The following is a 14723-nucleotide window of genomic DNA, read 5'->3' as shown; positions in this document are numbered from 1 at the left end:
CGTCGCTACACTGAATGTAACGATATATTTCATGGGAAGCACGTGTCTCTTAAAGGGGGTTTCGATGAAAGCTGCGCACCTGGTCTGCCTGCTGGTTTGTCTGCTCTTCGCCGCGTTTGTCCATGCTCAGGAAAAGGATGACCCCGCGAAAGAGGCGCAAATAAAGCAGCAGGTCCTTAAAGATATTAAGAAAACCTGTACGCCACAGAAAAAGCAGAGCGATAAAGCCTGGCAGGAGATGATTTTATCGTCCGGGGCCAATCAGCTGCTGATCAAAAATGCCATCACCGCCGTGAAGCGCGACAACCTGGATGCCTACTGGGGGGCGATTGGTCAGGTGGATTGTATGGAAGATTATTGAGTTCCCGCCGGGTGGCGGCTGCGCCTTACCCGGCCTACACAACATTTTTAACGCTTCCGCACGTCTGGAATGATCAAATCCCCGCGCAGAACATAGGACCCGAGCATCTGCGTTTTCTCCGTCAGCCAGCTCACAATGCGCGCCGCCATCGCGTCCATGGAATATTCAATCGCCGGGATCACCGGAATACCCGGCAGGTGTAGCGATCCGGCCAGGCTGAAGACCATGATGTCGTCCGGCACCGATTTATTAAACGCCTGCAGCTGCGGGATCACCCGCTGGGCTTCCTGCTCGTCCGCCACCAGCAGCGCGTTGAAGTTCAGGGTGCTGGCGTTGTTAAGCAGCTCCTGCAGCGCAACGGACGAAGAAGTCGCGTCCATAAAGACCAGGCTGCGATTAAAGGGCAGGAAATTTTTCTCCAGCGCGTGCTTGTAGCCGAGCAGCACCTGGTCAGCAAAACCGCTGCCGTGGGGGTGGATCAGCGCAATCTGGCGACGCCCCTGGCTGGTGAGGTAGTTACAGGCGGTTTCGGCGGCAAAGGCGTGATCGAACTGGATGCTGTTGGAATTATCAGACTCCATGCAGTCCACCAGAATGACGTTGTCCATCTCCACGTCCAGCGGGAAACGGGCGCCAATCACCAGGATGTCGTCACAGAGCCCGCAGGAGAGTTCTTCAAGGGCGTGCATCACTTCCGCTTTGCTGTGCGCGAAGCGCAGCAGGAGGTGTTTTTGATGCTGGCTGAGCTGTTTTTCCAGCGCGTAGAGATAACCGGTGGTCTGGTTAATATTTTCCTGCGCGCAAATCACCCCGATACAGCCCGTCGACTGGCTCAGCAGCGACTGGGCAATCACGTTAGGCCGGTAGTTCAGCTCATCCACCGCTTTCAGTACGGCCTGACGGCTGGCTTCCTTTACGCCACGCGACCCACTCAACACTCGCGATACCGTGGCTTTAGACACCCCGGCAAGACGTGATACATCATTGATTGTCGACATCTCTTTCCCCTGGCAGGCTTACCTCGCGCCTGCAAATTCCATCACCGCTTCGGCTCACATTATAGCCAGAACGGAGTATATCCGTTTCCGTTTTCCATGGAAACCGATTTTCCGTTTCCACTCAAAATGATGTCAAAACAGCCAAATAATGTGATGCACATCCGGTTAATTAGCCTCATAAGTAAGGGATCTTGATGGGTATCACACTTCTGTCTTTTATGAATGGAAACCGGTTTCCGTATAATGTCCAATCATCCTCGCAATAACTTTTTACATTTAGAGGATGGTTGTCGATGTTCAAGATTATGCTGTGCTGCTCTGCCGGGATGTCCACCAGCCTGTTGGTCAGCAAAATGGTCGATGTCGCGAAAGAACGTGGTTTGCCGGTGAAGATTGATGCGTACGGTGTTTCCGAATTTGATACGCAGTTTCCGCAATACCAGGTTGTCCTTCTCGGACCGCAAGTGAAATACATGTTACAGACACTCTCAGACAAGGCGGCTACGAAAGGCATTCCGGTGCAGCCCATCGACATGATGGACTACGGCATGCAGCGTGGCGATAAAGTACTGGACTATGCTCTGTCGCTCATCGAAGCGGCACACTAAAAGGTGTTCACATGAGTTCGTTATATCAATCCATGGTCGCGGTGATTGAGCAGTCAATTACCCCGCTGGCAGCGAAGCTGGGTCAGCAAAAGTATGTGATTGCCATCCGCGACGGCTTTACCGCCGCCCTGCCGTTTATGATCATCGGCTCGTTTATGCTGGTGTTCATCTTCCCGCCGTTCTCGGCGGATACCACTAACAGCTTCGCCCGCGGCTGGCTGGATTTCTCCCAGACCTATCGCGAACAGCTGATGCTGCCGTTTAACCTCAGCATGGGCGTGATGACCTTCTTCATTTCGGTGGGGATTGGGGCAAGCCTGGGGCGTCAGTTCAACCTCGACCCGGTGATGTCCGGCCTGCTGGCCTTTATGGCCTTCCTGCTGGTCGCCGCGCCGTATGCCGACGGCAAGATCTCGACCCAGTATCTCTCCGGCCAGGGCATCTTCACCGCGCTGATCACCGCCATTTACGCCACCCGCGTCTACGCGTGGCTGAAGCAGAACAACGTGACCATTCGCCTGCCGAAGGAAGTCCCAACCGGCGTGGCGCGCTCGTTTGAGATCCTGATCCCGGTGATGGTGGTGATCGGTACGCTGCACCCGCTGAACCTGTTCATCGAAGCGCAGACCGGAATGATCATCCCGCAGGCGATCATGCATCTGCTGGAGCCGCTGGTGTCTGCTTCTGACTCCCTGCCCGCGATTCTGCTCTCCGTACTGCTGTGCCAGATCTTCTGGTTCGCCGGTATTCACGGCTCGCTGATCGTCACCGGCATCATGAACCCGTTCTGGATGGCGAACCTCTCCGCAAACCAGGCGGCGCTGGCGGCCGGCGCGGCGCTGCCGCACGTTTATCTGCAGGGCTTCTGGGATCACTACCTGCTGATTGGCGGCGTAGGCTCCACCCTGCCGCTGGCGTTCCTGCTGCTGCGCAGCCGCGTTACCCACCTGCGCACCATCGGCAAAATGGGCGTAGTGCCAAGCTTCTTTAACATCAACGAACCGATTCTGTTCGGCGCGCCGATCATCATGAACCCGATGCTGTTTATCCCGTTCGTGTTCGTTCCGCTGGTTAACGCCTGCCTGGCGTACGCAGCAACCAAACTCGGCTGGCTGGCGCAGGTTGTGTCGTTAACCCCGTGGACCACCCCTGCACCGATTGGCGCGTCATGGGCGGCGAACTGGGCGCTGAGCCCGGTGGTGATGTGCCTGGTCTGTATGGTGATGTCCGCGCTGATGTACCTGCCGTTCCTGCGCGCCTATGAGCGTACGCTCATCAAAAACGAAGAGCAGAAGGCCCAGGCAACCGTCGGCGCCGCCGAGACCGCCAGCAATTAAGTCAAAGAGGAAGAGTCATGAAATACGCATTTCCCGATAACTTCTGGTGGGGCAGCGCAAGCTCCGCTCTCCAGACCGAAGGGGCAAGAGAGGGCGAAACCACATGGGATTACTGGTTTGCCCGCGAGCCGAACCGTTTTCACAACGGCGTGGGGCCGCAGCAGACCTCCACGTTTTATCAGCACTGGAAAACGGACATTCAGCTGTTAAAGCAGCTGAACCACAACAGCTTTCGCACCTCGATTAGCTGGGCGCGCCTGATCCCCGACGGTATCGGTGAAGTGAACCCGGAAGCGGTCGATTTTTACAATCAGGTCATTGATGAGCTGAATGAACAGGGCATCACGCCGTTTATCACCCTGTTCCACTTCGACATGCCGATGGCGATGCAGGAAATCGGCGGCTGGGAAAACCGCGACGTGGTGGACGCCTACGCCCGCTATGCGCAGATCTGCTTCGAGCTGTTTGGCGATCGCGTGCTGCACTGGTTTACCTTCAACGAGCCGATCGTGCCGGTGGAAGGCGGTTATCTGTACGACTTCCACTATCCGAACGTGGTGGATTTCCGCCGGGCCGCCACCGTGGCGTATCACACCGTGCTGGCCCATTCGAAGGCGGTGCAGGCCTACCGCGCCGGGCATTACGCGGGTGAGATTGGCATCGTGCTGAACCTGACGCCGTCGTACCCGCGTTCGCAGAACCCGGCGGACGTGAAGGCGGCGCACATCGCGGACCTGATGTTTAACCGCAGCTTCCTCGACCCGGTCCTGCGGGGGGAATACCCGGCGGACCTGGTAGCGCTGCTGAAATCCTGCGATCAATTACCCGCCTGTAAACCGGAAGACGGTTTCCTGATTGCGGAAGGGAAAATCGACCTGCTCGGCGTGAACTACTATCAGCCGCGTCGCGTGAAGTGTCGCGACAGCGCGGTGAACCCGCAGGCGCCGTTTATGCCGGAGTGGTTCTTTGATAGCTACGAGATGCCGGGCCGCAAGATGAACCCGTACCGCGGCTGGGAAATCTACGAGCCGGGTATTTACGATATTCTGGTCAACCTGCGCGACAATTACGGCAACCCTCGCTGCTTTATTTCTGAAAACGGCATGGGCGTCGAAAACGAGCAGCGCTTTATTGAAAACGGGCAGATTAACGATCAATACCGCATCGAGTTTATTTCCGAACATTTAGCCTGGCTGCATAAGGGTATTAGCGAAGGGTGCAATTGTCTTGGCTATCATATGTGGACGTTTATTGATAACTGGTCGTGGTGCAACGCGTATAAAAATCGCTACGGATTTATCCAGCTCGATTTAAAGACGCAGCAGCGCACCATCAAGAAAAGCGGAGAGTGGTTTGCCGCCACCGCGTTAAATAATAGCTTTGATAAAGAGTAATAATCATGATCGCACTAGAAGAAGCCGTAATGGAAATTATCGTCAACGCCGGGCAGTCCCGCAGCCTGTGCTTTGAAGCGCTGCACGCGGCGCGTCAGGGCAACATTGACGAGGCCAAAAGCCTGCTGCGCGAAGCCGACGGCTACGCGCGCCAGGCGCACAAGATGCAGACCAAACTGATCGAGCAGGATGCGGGCGAAGGCCGCCAGCCGATGACGTTAATCATGGTGCACGCGCAGGATCATTTAATGAACTCCTTATTAGCGCGTGAATTATCCGAAGAAATTATTCATTTATACCAGAGATAATCTATGGCGAAATAATTACTGTAATACCTCTGTACCCTAAATAGAGATCCACTTGTTCTGATGATAGCGACATACTCTGTCAGATCGGAGCGGGATGGTTATTGTCTGAATAAAATTAAACTATATTGAGATAACCATGAATACGATTAAAAAACTTCCATTAACCATGGCGGTTATCGCCGCGCTTTGCCCAATTTCCGTGCTCGCGCAGGAATTCACCCAGGAGCAAATCGACGCCATTGTGGCGAAAGCGGTGGATAAAGCCCTGGCCGAACGTCAGGCCAAAATGGATGCGGCGGTCGCGAAAAAAGCGGACGTGGTGACCGAGCCGCAAAGCGCGGCGCAATCTCCCGATATGGCGATCCCGTTCGGGATTAAATTTACCGGCTACGCCCGCTACGGCGCGCACTTCCAGGCCGCCGATCAGAAATACGTGGCGGTGGACGGCTCCTACAACGGCGCGTCCGCCATTGGTCGTCTGGGCAACGAAGGCAACGGCGGGGAATTCCAGCTCTCCAAGGCCTTTAAGGGTGAAAACGGCGCCATCTGGGACATCAACGTGATGATCGACCACTGGGGCGACGAAGTTAACCTGAAAAAAGCCTACGCGGGGGTGACCAACATTATGGCCTCCAACCCGAACGCCTATTTCTGGGCCGGTCGTGACTTCCACCAGCGTCCACAGCAGGGCATCAACGATTACTTCTGGATGAACCACGACGGCCAGGGCGCCGGGGTGAAGAACTTCGACATCGGCGGCGTGCAGTTCGACGTGGCCGCCGTCGCGGCGGTGGAATCCTGTAGCCCGGAAGTGATGGAAGACGAAGCCAACCCGTCGCGCATCACCTGTACCGGCGGTTCCGGCACGGGCGACAAAGGCAACTACGCCGCGACCTCAAAAATCCACGGCATGAAGCTCGGCCCGATCGACATGGAGCTGTACGCCAACTACGGCTTTGACTCCAAAGCGGTGGAGAGCGACGAGCGTCTGAACGCGTGGCAGGGCGGCGTGGTGCTCAGCCACACCAACGACAGCGGCGTGAACAAGGTGATCGCCCGCTACTCCGATAACGCGGACAACAGCGTGTTCAACAAAACCGAGGATCTGACCACGGTCTACGCCAGCTTCGAAGGGCTGTACAAATTCACCCAGGCCACGCAGGTGGAGTACATCCTCGCATTCCACGACTACGACAACAGCCGCGATAAGACCGACAACCGCAAGAACTACAACGCCATCGTGCGCCCGATGCACTGGTGGAACGATGTTCACTCCACCTGGCTGGAAGCGGGCTGGCAGCACGTGGATTACGACAACGGCGGCGACAACAAGGGCTGGAAGCTGACCCTGTCGCAGAATATGTCTATCGCTATGGGGCCGGAGTTCCGCCCGATGCTGCGCTTCTACGTGACCGGCGGCAAAGTGGATAACGCACGCACCGCGCGCGTGAACGGCACCAAAGACGAAACCCTCGACGACTTCAACGTCGGCGCGATGTGGGAGGCGTGGTTCTAGTACAGCGACGTTTGTTTCGCCCGGCGGCGCTGCGCTTGCACGGGCCTACAAAACCTTGTAGGCCGGGTAAGCGCAGCGCCACCCGGCAAGATCCCATGTTATGCTAGAAAAAAATTAACATCGCAGGGGAGAACATGGGTTCCACACGTAAAGGGATGCTAAACGTCCTGATCGCCGCCGTTTTATGGGGCAGTTCCGGCGTTTGCGCGCAGTACATCATGGAGAAAAGCCACATTTCTTCGCCTTACCTGACCATGGTTCGCCTGCTGTTTACCGGCGTGATCCTGCTGACGCTCTCCTTCGTACACGGCGACAAGATTTTCTCGGTGATCAAACATCGCAAAGACGCCCTCAGCCTGCTGATTTTCTCGCTGGTCGGCGCGCTCACCGTGCAGCTCACCTTCCTGCTGACGATTGAAAAATCCAACGCTGCGACCGCTACCGTGCTGCAGTTTCTCTCGCCGACCATTATCGTGGCCTGGTTCGCCCTGGCGCGGAAAAAGCGTCCCGGCCTGTTTGTGCTGTCGGCCATCATGACGTCGCTTGTCGGCACCTTCCTGCTGGTCACTCACGGCGACCCGACCTCGCTCTCCATCTCGCCTGCCGCGCTGTTCTTCGGCATCGCCTCGGCGTTTGCCGCCGCGTTTTACACGACGTATCCGTCAACGCTGATCGCCCGCTACGGCACGCTGCCGATTGTCGGCTGGAGCATGCTGATCGCCGGGCTAATGCTGGCACCGTTCTACGCCGGACGCGGGACCACCTTTGTGATGGACGGCAGCCTGCTGCTGGCGTTTTTCTACCTGGTGGTGATTGGTACGGCGCTGACGTTCAGCCTGTATCTGAAAGGCGCACAGATGATCGGCGGGCCGAAGGCGAGCATTCTGAGCTGCGCCGAGCCGCTGAGCAGCGCGCTGCTGTCGGTGATTTTGCTGGGGGTGGCGTTCACCCTGCCGGACTGGCTGGGGACGCTATTGATTGTGTCGTCGGTGGTGTTGATTTCGATGGATTCGCGGAGAAGGGTTAAGGCATCGGCGTAGCCTGATGTCCCCTCACCCTAACCCTCTCCCCATAGGGGAGAGGGGACGGCTCGGTGCGGTCTTTTCACCCTCGCCCCTTTGGGGAGAGGGCCGGGGTGAGGGGGGGAAATTGACTTACTTCGCCTTAACCTTCCCCGCCACCAGCAGCGCGGTCAGCAGCATCAGCGTACCGGAAATCACCAGCGGTGAGGTCAGCCCCAAATGGTCGAGCGCCACGCCGCCAATGGCCGCGCCGCAGGTGTTCGCCAGCTGGATCACCGCCACCTGAATCGACCCGGCTTTTTCAGCCTGATCGGCAAGCGAGCGGGTGATCCACGTCGACCAGCCCACCGGCACCAGCGCAAAGGCAAAGCCCCAGATAATCGCGATGGCAGACGCCACCCACTTATCGCTGCCCCACAGCACCAGCACCGCCGCGCTCGCCGCCAGCACCAGCGGCGCACCCGCCAGCGCCACCTTCAGGGAGCGTTTCAGGAACTGCGAAGACAGCGAGGTACCGACAAAGCTGGCGATACCAAAGCTCAGCAGCACCAGCGTCAGGCCGTCCACGTCAAAGCCCGCCATAGTCATAAACACCGGGCGGATGTAGGTAAAGAAAGCAAACTGCCCGGCAAAGGACATAAAGATGGCGGTCATCCCCGCCAGCACGCCGGGGCGCTTCAGCAGCGCGAACATGTTCTGTTTGTGGTGCGCCGCTTCGCCCGGCAGGGACGGCAGCGCTTTCCACACCCAAATGATACAGAGCAGGCCCATCACCGCCGCCGCGTTGAAGACGTTACGCCAGCCGATAATCCCACCGAGGAAGCTGCCGAGCGGCGCGGCAATCACCAGCGCGATAGAGACCGCACCGAAGATAACGGAAAGCGCTTTTGGCACCGTCCGCGCGGGCACTAGGCGCATGGTGAGCGAGGCCGACATCGCCCAGAAGCCGCCAAGCCCCAGCCCCAGGCAGGCGCGCCCGAGCAGCAGCAGGGTGAAGCTTTCCGAGAAGGAGACCAGCAGGCAGGAGAGCGTCAGCAGCACGCTGAACAGAATAACCACCCTGCGGCGGTCGATGGTGCCAATCACCTGGGTAATAAACAGGCTGGCGAACATCGCCACAAACGCGGTCACGGTGACGGACTGCCCCGCCACGCCTTCGGAAATGCCCAGATCCTGCGCCATCGGCGTCAGCAGGCTCACCGGCAGAAACTCAACGGTAATCAGGCAGGCGACGCAGAACGCCACGGCGAAAACGGCCGACCAGTTGGGGCGTGAAACCTCTTTGGTCTGCGGTCTGGTCGTGGGCTGGATATGTTCTGTCATGGCGTCACCTGAAGATAAAAACGTGCGGAAAAGTCGCGCAGTTTATCATCAAAAGTGTGACGAATTTAACGATTTGACAACTTTTGTCGTTTTTAATGAGCCTGGAGGGAGAGCGTCGTCGACTGATACCTTTTCAGCATAACGAAAATGAAAATTCAGTATCCACATTTGAGGTGAAACAATCATAGCGTCTGAAAAGGAGAAACTATGAAAACACGTATTTTATCTCAAAATCTTACCGTCAGTGCCGTCGGCTATGGTGCCATGGGTCTGAGTGAATTTTATGGCCAGACTGATGACAACGCCTCGCTGCAGGTATTGCATAGCCTCATCGATCTGAACGTGACGTTTATTGATACCGCAAATTTATATGGCCGTGGTCATAATGAAAGACTAATCGGTCATTTTCTTGCCGGGCTGGATAAAAGCACTCGCGAGCAGTTCAAAATAGCCACGAAATGCGGCATCGCTCGCTCGCCTGACGAGTCTTACGCCCGCACCATCAACAATACGCCTGACTATATCATCCGCTGCTGTAATGAATCCCTCAAACGGCTTGGCGTGGAGCGAATCGACCTCTTTTATCTACACAGGGTGAGTAACGCCACCCCGGTCGAAGAGAGTATGGATTGTCTGCGCGCCCTGGTTAAAGAGGGCAAGATTAACCACATCGGCCTTTGCGAAGTGTCGGCGTCAACGCTGCAACGGGCCCATGCGGTACATCCTGTCACCGCGCTGCAAACGGAATATTCTTTGTGGACACGCGATATCGAGGAAAGCATTCTGCCGGTCGTGAAAGAGTTAGGCATTGGTCTGGTGCCCTACTCGCCTCTTGGCAGAGGCTTCCTGACGGGAAAATACCTGAACAATAGCGAATTTGCAGAGGGTGATTTCCGTAAAAATAACGATCGCTTTATGCAGTCCAGCCTCGATCATAATCGCCAGCTGCTTGATGTCATCCACCCGCTGGCGGCGAAATACGGCTGTACCGCAGGTCAGATTGCCCTTGCCTGGCTGTTAGCGCAATACGATCGGCTGGTTCCCATCCCGGGCACTAAGCACACCGGCTATCTGGCCGAGAACGCGCGCGCTGCCGACATTGTGCTTGAGAAGGGTGACATTGAATTATTGAACAAACTGCATCGCCGGATAGAGATTAAAGGCGATCGCTATTCTGCCGAGGGTATGAAGGGCGTGAATGCCTGATACCTCATCGTGAAAATAAAAAAACCGGGTATTCCCGGTTTTTTTATCCGTTGTCGGCAATGATTATTTTTCATCCATGCTATATGCGGACGTTAACTGGACTCATAAGACTTCTCCATCCGGGATTGTTTTGCGGTCAACGTGGCAGGGATAAATACGACAAGCAGAACGGAAAGGCCGATGGCCGTGGCGGCGACGATATACAGGAGCGGCAGTGAAAATGATGAAACTATCCAGGCACCTGCTGATGCGCCGATACCAATGGCAGTATTGAAAAACGACACGTAGATTGCAGAGGCCGGGAAGGTTTTATCCTCTGCCATACGTAAAATCCACGTCTGGAAGCCGACAAATATTCCTGACACGGCCACACCCCAGATAATCATGCCGGTGAATATCAGCCCAGCAGAGAGCGATGATCCTGACAGGCCCAGGATGAACAGCACGGCACATATCAACAGTACAGATATAGAGACCATCAACTTAAGATACTTATCAATCAACACGCCGGTCAGGAGATTACCGGCCAGACCCGAAATACCGTAAACAAAAAGCACGGCAGGAATAAAGGCGTTTGGCAGTAAACTCTGCGTATGCAGCCAGGGTTCAATATAGGTAAAGGCGGCAAAATGGGCCGTCACAGCCAGCATGGTTGCTAAATATATTTTCCATAAGGTAGACGATTTTAAAACGCTCTTTAACGCATCCAGTCCAAGCGCACTTTTACTGGTAATGTGGGGAATAAGAACGCTAATGCCCGCAAAGGCAATTACGCTCAGCGCGGCCATCATCCAAAATGCCTGCCGCCAGCCGAAGTGAATACCAATATAGTTAGATACCGGCACGCCAAAAACGCTTGCTGCGGAAACGCCTCCAAATACGATTGACGTCGCCACCCCAATATATCTGACAGGTACGATGGCTACCGCCGTCGTGCCGATCATCGCCCAGAATGCTCCATGCGCAAGTGCACCCAGTACGCGAGCGCTAAGCAGCATGCTGTAACTCGTTACCGTTGCGGCCATAACATTGGAGATCAGAAGCACCATGGTGAGCACGAGTAAAAGCCGCTTCCTGGACACATTCCCTAAAAAGACTGAAGCAAACAGCGCACTTAACGCCCCCACCCAGGCATAAAGAGACACGGTCATGCCCACCGCGGACTCCGATGACTGTAGCCCATCAGCAATAGGCGTTAATAAACCTACTGGCGCCAGTTCAGTGGTAACAATCGTAAACGTTGAAATAGCCAGAATAAATAAAGCAAGCCATGACTTTAAGGTCATTTCTTGCGGAAAACGTTCTACAGCCATAATCGCCACCTCAATATAATAATCAGTAGATTTTTTACGAATTGGATAAATGTTGAATATTGTTACCCGCAAACGGGATACTCAATATCTTCGGGTCAACGATGATATTTCTGAGATCCGTATTTAGTTTCCTCGGGAGACTTTAGAACAGAGATATCCTTTTAATAAAAATAAGAAAAACAGAAATTAATTTATCAATTCAGCGCATAAGTGGAATTATTAAATTTGTAATATACTTTTTGTATTACTATTAAATTAGATTTTTCTTCATAGCGTTAGCGTGTAATATCGATATCGAAAAAAGACTAAATACCTTTTCACATTCAGGACTGACGTATGGCCACAGCAGAACATTTAATCAGCAATAACCTGCCCAGTATCAAACAATTACAATGCTTTCTCGCTGTCGCTCATGAACTGAACTTCCGTAAGGCTGCCGAACGTCTACGCATGACTCAACCGCCATTGACGCGTCAGATAAAATGCCTTGAAGCGGTTCTGAAACGTCAGTTGTTCAGCCGCAGCACGCATGACGTTAGCCTCACTGACGCAGGCCGTGCGCTGGTGGTTCAGGCTGAAAAAATACTCAAAGACATCAGCAACTTAAAAGAAGACCCGCACTCTTCTGAAACGAACCTGCGTATCGGACTCACGCGGACGCTTAATTTTGAATACATAGAACCCGTGAACACCCACCTTCAAAAAATGAACGCGGAAGATGATGTCGAAACGCCGGACCTGACATCAGCCCAACTGCTGCAAAGCCTGTCTAAAAATATGCTGGATCTGGTGCTGACCGGTGAAAAAGGAACGGGTCATGAAGACATAGTTCAATACCGCTGGGTCTGCCAGGAACCGTTGCTCATCGCAATGCCCTCTTTACATCCTGCCAGCCTGAAAGAGAAAGTCGCGCTGGAGGACATTAGCGATCTTCCCATTTTCTGGTTTTCCAGAAGTGCCAACCCGTCATTTTACGACAAATGCGAAAGCTACTTTGAAACGCTGAAAACGCCGCTGAAGCGGATAAAAGAGCCGGATGATACCCTTGTGATGCTGAGCCGTATCGCAAGAGGGAAAGGATTTGCGCTGCTGCCTCAGTCGAAATGCACCTTTAATCAGGAAGGACTTTGCTACCGTGAACTCACGGACGCGGAGGCAAAAAGGTTAAATATAGATATATATGCCGCCACCCGCCTCAATGAAAACAGAGAAGAGATTCTTAACGCTCAAAATATCCTGTGCGGAAAAACGGCTTAGTGCAGGTAAAACACGCCCTCTTCCGGCAGGAAGAGCTGGTTATAGCGTAGCTGGAAGGCGTTTAGCTCCTGCGGATCGGGCTCCATCTCGCGCATAAAGCCAAGCGCCAGACGAATTTGCGCATCGGTAATGGGCGCGGCCAGGCGGGCTTTACGCAGCATACGGTGCCAGGCGTGCAGGTTCTCCTCGCTGCCGTCGACAATGCAAACCTGCCAGATCAGCAGCACCTGCGCCGCGTTTTGCAGATGCGCCTCGTCCGGTCGCTCAAGGTAGCGGATAAACTCATTCCCGGGCGTTTTTCCGAACTGGTCGATCATCGACTCAACCGGCATCGGGGTGATCCCCAAACGCTCGCTTAAACGTTTGATGGCGCGGCGGGAATCTGAGGTCAGGACGCGAAATCCCACCACAAACACCACGGCAAGCGTTGCCAGCATTATCCAGACCATGCGTTCTCCTATGAATAGCCGCTCATCATAGCGGGAAACGCAGCGCCTCGACAGCGGGCGGCACCATAATAGTGAACGGAAAAGATGTTGAAGAATTGGGAGAGGAGGAGTTAACGCCGTCGGGGTCAATATAAAAAAGCCCGGCATCACACACCGGGCAAAGAAGTTACCTGCACACTCAGGCTGTTTTTAATTTCTGCGCACGATTCTCACGGCGAATCTTACGTTCTTCCAGCACCGCGACCATCGCCATCAGGACGATACAGCCGATGGCCGCCGCATCCAGCGCCGCGAAGGTGCCCGCCCAGCCGGTGAGGCCGAAAATCGGCGTGCCGTCGGCGATCATCCCCAGACCCAGCTTGGCGAAGCTGTCGCCGATCAGGTAGGCGAAGGTGCCTTTAATCCCATCGGCGGCGCCGATCGCTTTTTTGGGTACGAAGCCGACTGCCGCCACGCCGATCAGCAGCTGCGGACCAAACACCAGGAAGCCGAGCGCGAACAGGGACGCCAGATAAACGTACTGGTTGCTGGCGTGCTGGTAGACGCCGAGCGTGGCGATAATCAGCGCCAGCGCGACGCAGGCCACCAGCGCACGACGGCCGTTGGCAAGATCCGAAAGCCAGCCCCACAGCAGCGTGCCGACCAGGGCGCCCACTTCGAACAGGGTGAAGCCCTGAATCGCCACTTCTTTAGAGAGCTTCAGCTCCTGGAAGGCATACACGGTCGACCACTGATCGATGCCGATACGCACCACGTAGAGGAAGATGTTTGAGAAGCACAGCAGCCAGATCACTTTGTTTTTCAGCACGTACTCAACAAAGATCTGCCATTTGGACATCTCATTTTCTTCGGTCTCTTTGTCCTCTTCGCTGATCTCCTCGCCGAACAGCTCTTCGGCTTTGCCGAGGCCGTAAGATTCCGGGGAGTCGCTGCCGTAGCGCAGGCCGATAAAGCCGACAATCAGGGCGATAATCGACGGGAAGATAAACATGCCGATCACGTGGCCGTCGAACAGGTAGTTTGCGCCGAACAGCGCCACGCCAGCCGCACCCGCCCCGCCGAGGTTGTGGGAGATGTTCCACATGCCGAGGTAGGAACCCCGCTTGCGGCGTGGCGTCCATTTGGTGATGGTGGAGTAGCTGCACGACCCGCCGGTACTCTGGAAGAAACCACTCAGGGCGTAGAAGGCGATCATCATGAACAGGCTGACGGAGCCCGCGCCCATGCTGGCGCTGAAGCCGAGCATACAGATGGCGGAGAGGATCAGCATAAACGGCAGGAACTGCTTGGTGTTTTTGCCGTCCGCGTAGTAGGAAACGACGGTTTTACCCACGCCGTAGGTGATGGAGAAGCCCAGGCCAATCATCCCCAGCTGCGTCATGCTCAGCCCGTAGGTTGAGATCATGTCGTTCTGCGCGATGTTAAAGTTTTTGCGGATCAGGTACATGGTCAGGTAGCCGATGAAGACCACCAGATAGGACTGCATGAACGGTTTGAACCACATCTTGCGCCGCACGTCGAGCGGCAGATCCAGGGTCGGCTTGCGCACCTGGTTGAGGAAGGCCAGCATGGTTTGCTCCTGAGCTGATTTTTACCTGCGAATGGCAGGCATTGTAAAAATCAGCCGGGAG

Annotated in this window: 14 protein-coding genes; 9 read left to right on the top strand and 5 right to left on the bottom strand. The window is 55.2% G+C overall.

What is annotated here, in order from left to right:
* Nucleotides 1-64: 64 nt before the first annotated feature.
* Nucleotides 65-361: a YicS family protein gene (locus tag ACMGGX_RS10080; RefSeq protein WP_420298326.1), complete on the top strand. Its 297-nt coding sequence runs from the start codon at nucleotides 65-67 to the stop codon at nucleotides 359-361.
* A gap of 47 nt (nucleotides 362-408) precedes the next feature.
* On the opposite strand, the gene ACMGGX_RS10075 is transcribed toward ACMGGX_RS10080, so the two are convergent.
* Nucleotides 409-1359: a LacI family DNA-binding transcriptional regulator gene (locus tag ACMGGX_RS10075; RefSeq protein WP_063438949.1), complete on the bottom strand. Its 951-nt coding sequence runs from the start codon at nucleotides 1357-1359 to the stop codon at nucleotides 409-411.
* A 293-nt stretch (nucleotides 1360-1652) separates the two neighbouring features.
* Here ACMGGX_RS10075 and ACMGGX_RS10070 point away from each other — a divergent pair, with 293 nt between their 5' ends.
* The 6 genes from ACMGGX_RS10070 to ACMGGX_RS10045 all read left to right on the top strand — a co-directional run bounded on the left by ACMGGX_RS10070 (nucleotide 1653) and on the right by ACMGGX_RS10045 (nucleotide 7562).
* A complete protein-coding gene (locus ACMGGX_RS10070) occupies nucleotides 1653-1967 on the top strand; it encodes a PTS sugar transporter subunit IIB (RefSeq protein ID WP_014830072.1) in 315 nt (104 codons plus the stop codon).
* 11 nt (nucleotides 1968-1978) lie between these two features.
* Nucleotides 1979-3304: a PTS sugar transporter subunit IIC gene (locus ACMGGX_RS10065; RefSeq protein ID WP_023309840.1), complete on the top strand. Its 1326-nt coding sequence runs from the start codon at nucleotides 1979-1981 to the stop codon at nucleotides 3302-3304.
* Between the two features lie 17 nt (nucleotides 3305-3321).
* Nucleotides 3322-4698, top strand: a complete 1377-nt coding sequence (locus tag ACMGGX_RS10060; RefSeq protein ID WP_420298325.1) for a glycoside hydrolase family 1 protein — start codon at nucleotides 3322-3324, stop codon at nucleotides 4696-4698.
* Nucleotides 4699-4703: 5 nt separating this feature from the next.
* Nucleotides 4704-5006 (top strand): PTS lactose/cellobiose transporter subunit IIA, encoded by a 303-nt coding sequence (locus tag ACMGGX_RS10055; RefSeq protein ID WP_029741865.1) that lies wholly within the window; start codon nucleotides 4704-4706, stop codon nucleotides 5004-5006.
* A 136-nt stretch (nucleotides 5007-5142) separates the two neighbouring features.
* A complete protein-coding gene (locus tag ACMGGX_RS10050) occupies nucleotides 5143-6522 on the top strand; it encodes a carbohydrate porin (RefSeq protein ID WP_063438947.1) in 1380 nt (459 codons plus the stop codon).
* A 134-nt stretch (nucleotides 6523-6656) separates the two neighbouring features.
* Nucleotides 6657-7562: an EamA family transporter gene (locus tag ACMGGX_RS10045; protein WP_348562078.1), complete on the top strand. Its 906-nt coding sequence runs from the start codon at nucleotides 6657-6659 to the stop codon at nucleotides 7560-7562.
* A gap of 114 nt (nucleotides 7563-7676) precedes the next feature.
* On the opposite strand, the gene nepI is transcribed toward ACMGGX_RS10045, so the two are convergent.
* Entirely contained in the window at nucleotides 7677-8867 is a 1191-nt protein-coding gene (gene nepI, locus ACMGGX_RS10040; RefSeq protein WP_348562077.1) for a purine ribonucleoside efflux pump NepI, read from the bottom strand.
* A 207-nt stretch (nucleotides 8868-9074) separates the two neighbouring features.
* On the opposite strand from nepI, the gene ACMGGX_RS10035 reads away from it, so the two are divergent.
* The gene (locus ACMGGX_RS10035; RefSeq protein WP_420298324.1) at nucleotides 9075-10073 is read left to right on the top strand and encodes an aldo/keto reductase; all 999 of its coding nucleotides are present in this window, start codon (nucleotides 9075-9077) and stop codon (nucleotides 10071-10073) included.
* Between the two features lie 92 nt (nucleotides 10074-10165).
* Here ACMGGX_RS10035 and ACMGGX_RS10030 read toward each other — a convergent pair whose 3' ends face one another.
* Nucleotides 10166-11386 carry an MFS transporter gene (locus ACMGGX_RS10030; RefSeq protein WP_420298323.1) on the bottom strand — a complete coding sequence of 407 codons (1221 nt, stop codon included), beginning with the start codon at nucleotides 11384-11386 and terminating at the stop codon, nucleotides 10166-10168.
* Between the two features lie 336 nt (nucleotides 11387-11722).
* Between ACMGGX_RS10030 and ACMGGX_RS10025 the strand changes: the two genes are divergently transcribed.
* A complete protein-coding gene (locus ACMGGX_RS10025) occupies nucleotides 11723-12643 on the top strand; it encodes a LysR family transcriptional regulator (RefSeq protein ID WP_420298322.1) in 921 nt (306 codons plus the stop codon).
* On the opposite strand, the gene ACMGGX_RS10020 is transcribed toward ACMGGX_RS10025, so the two are convergent.
* Nucleotides 12640-13092, bottom strand: coding sequence for a DUF1198 domain-containing protein (locus tag ACMGGX_RS10020; RefSeq protein ID WP_021242696.1), 453 nt, complete (start codon nucleotides 13090-13092; stop codon nucleotides 12640-12642). The genes ACMGGX_RS10025 and ACMGGX_RS10020 overlap by 4 nt on opposite strands.
* Before the next feature lie 178 nt (nucleotides 13093-13270).
* Nucleotides 13271-14662 carry a hexose-6-phosphate:phosphate antiporter gene (gene uhpT, locus ACMGGX_RS10015; RefSeq protein WP_023333957.1) on the bottom strand — a complete coding sequence of 464 codons (1392 nt, stop codon included), beginning with the start codon at nucleotides 14660-14662 and terminating at the stop codon, nucleotides 13271-13273.
* Nucleotides 14663-14723 lie beyond the last annotated feature (61 nt).

Source organism: Enterobacter sp. BNK-29, from assembly GCF_048684785.1.
Taxonomy (GTDB): Bacteria; Pseudomonadota; Gammaproteobacteria; order Enterobacterales; family Enterobacteriaceae; genus Enterobacter; species Enterobacter cloacae_M.
This window is presented reverse-complemented; position numbering and strand designations above follow the sequence as displayed.

Coding starts and splice junctions, on each gene's coding strand:
- nepI (WP_348562077.1), bottom strand. CDS start 8,867: ATGACAGAACATATCCAGCCCACGACCAGACCGCAGACCAAAGAGGTT.
- ACMGGX_RS10020 (WP_021242696.1), bottom strand. CDS start 13,092: ATGGTCTGGATAATGCTGGCAACGCTTGCCGTGGTGTTTGTGGTGGGA.
- ACMGGX_RS10075 (WP_063438949.1), bottom strand. CDS start 1,359: ATGTCGACAATCAATGATGTATCACGTCTTGCCGGGGTGTCTAAAGCC.
- ACMGGX_RS10060 (WP_420298325.1), top strand. CDS start 3,322: ATGAAATACGCATTTCCCGATAACTTCTGGTGGGGCAGCGCAAGCTCC.
- ACMGGX_RS10065 (WP_023309840.1), top strand. CDS start 1,979: ATGAGTTCGTTATATCAATCCATGGTCGCGGTGATTGAGCAGTCAATT.
- ACMGGX_RS10055 (WP_029741865.1), top strand. CDS start 4,704: ATGATCGCACTAGAAGAAGCCGTAATGGAAATTATCGTCAACGCCGGG.
- ACMGGX_RS10050 (WP_063438947.1), top strand. CDS start 5,143: ATGAATACGATTAAAAAACTTCCATTAACCATGGCGGTTATCGCCGCG.
- ACMGGX_RS10035 (WP_420298324.1), top strand. CDS start 9,075: ATGAAAACACGTATTTTATCTCAAAATCTTACCGTCAGTGCCGTCGGC.
- ACMGGX_RS10070 (WP_014830072.1), top strand. CDS start 1,653: ATGTTCAAGATTATGCTGTGCTGCTCTGCCGGGATGTCCACCAGCCTG.
- ACMGGX_RS10080 (WP_420298326.1), top strand. CDS start 65: ATGAAAGCTGCGCACCTGGTCTGCCTGCTGGTTTGTCTGCTCTTCGCC.
- uhpT (WP_023333957.1), bottom strand. CDS start 14,662: ATGCTGGCCTTCCTCAACCAGGTGCGCAAGCCGACCCTGGATCTGCCG.
- ACMGGX_RS10025 (WP_420298322.1), top strand. CDS start 11,723: ATGGCCACAGCAGAACATTTAATCAGCAATAACCTGCCCAGTATCAAA.
- ACMGGX_RS10045 (WP_348562078.1), top strand. CDS start 6,657: ATGGGTTCCACACGTAAAGGGATGCTAAACGTCCTGATCGCCGCCGTT.
- ACMGGX_RS10030 (WP_420298323.1), bottom strand. CDS start 11,386: ATGGCTGTAGAACGTTTTCCGCAAGAAATGACCTTAAAGTCATGGCTT.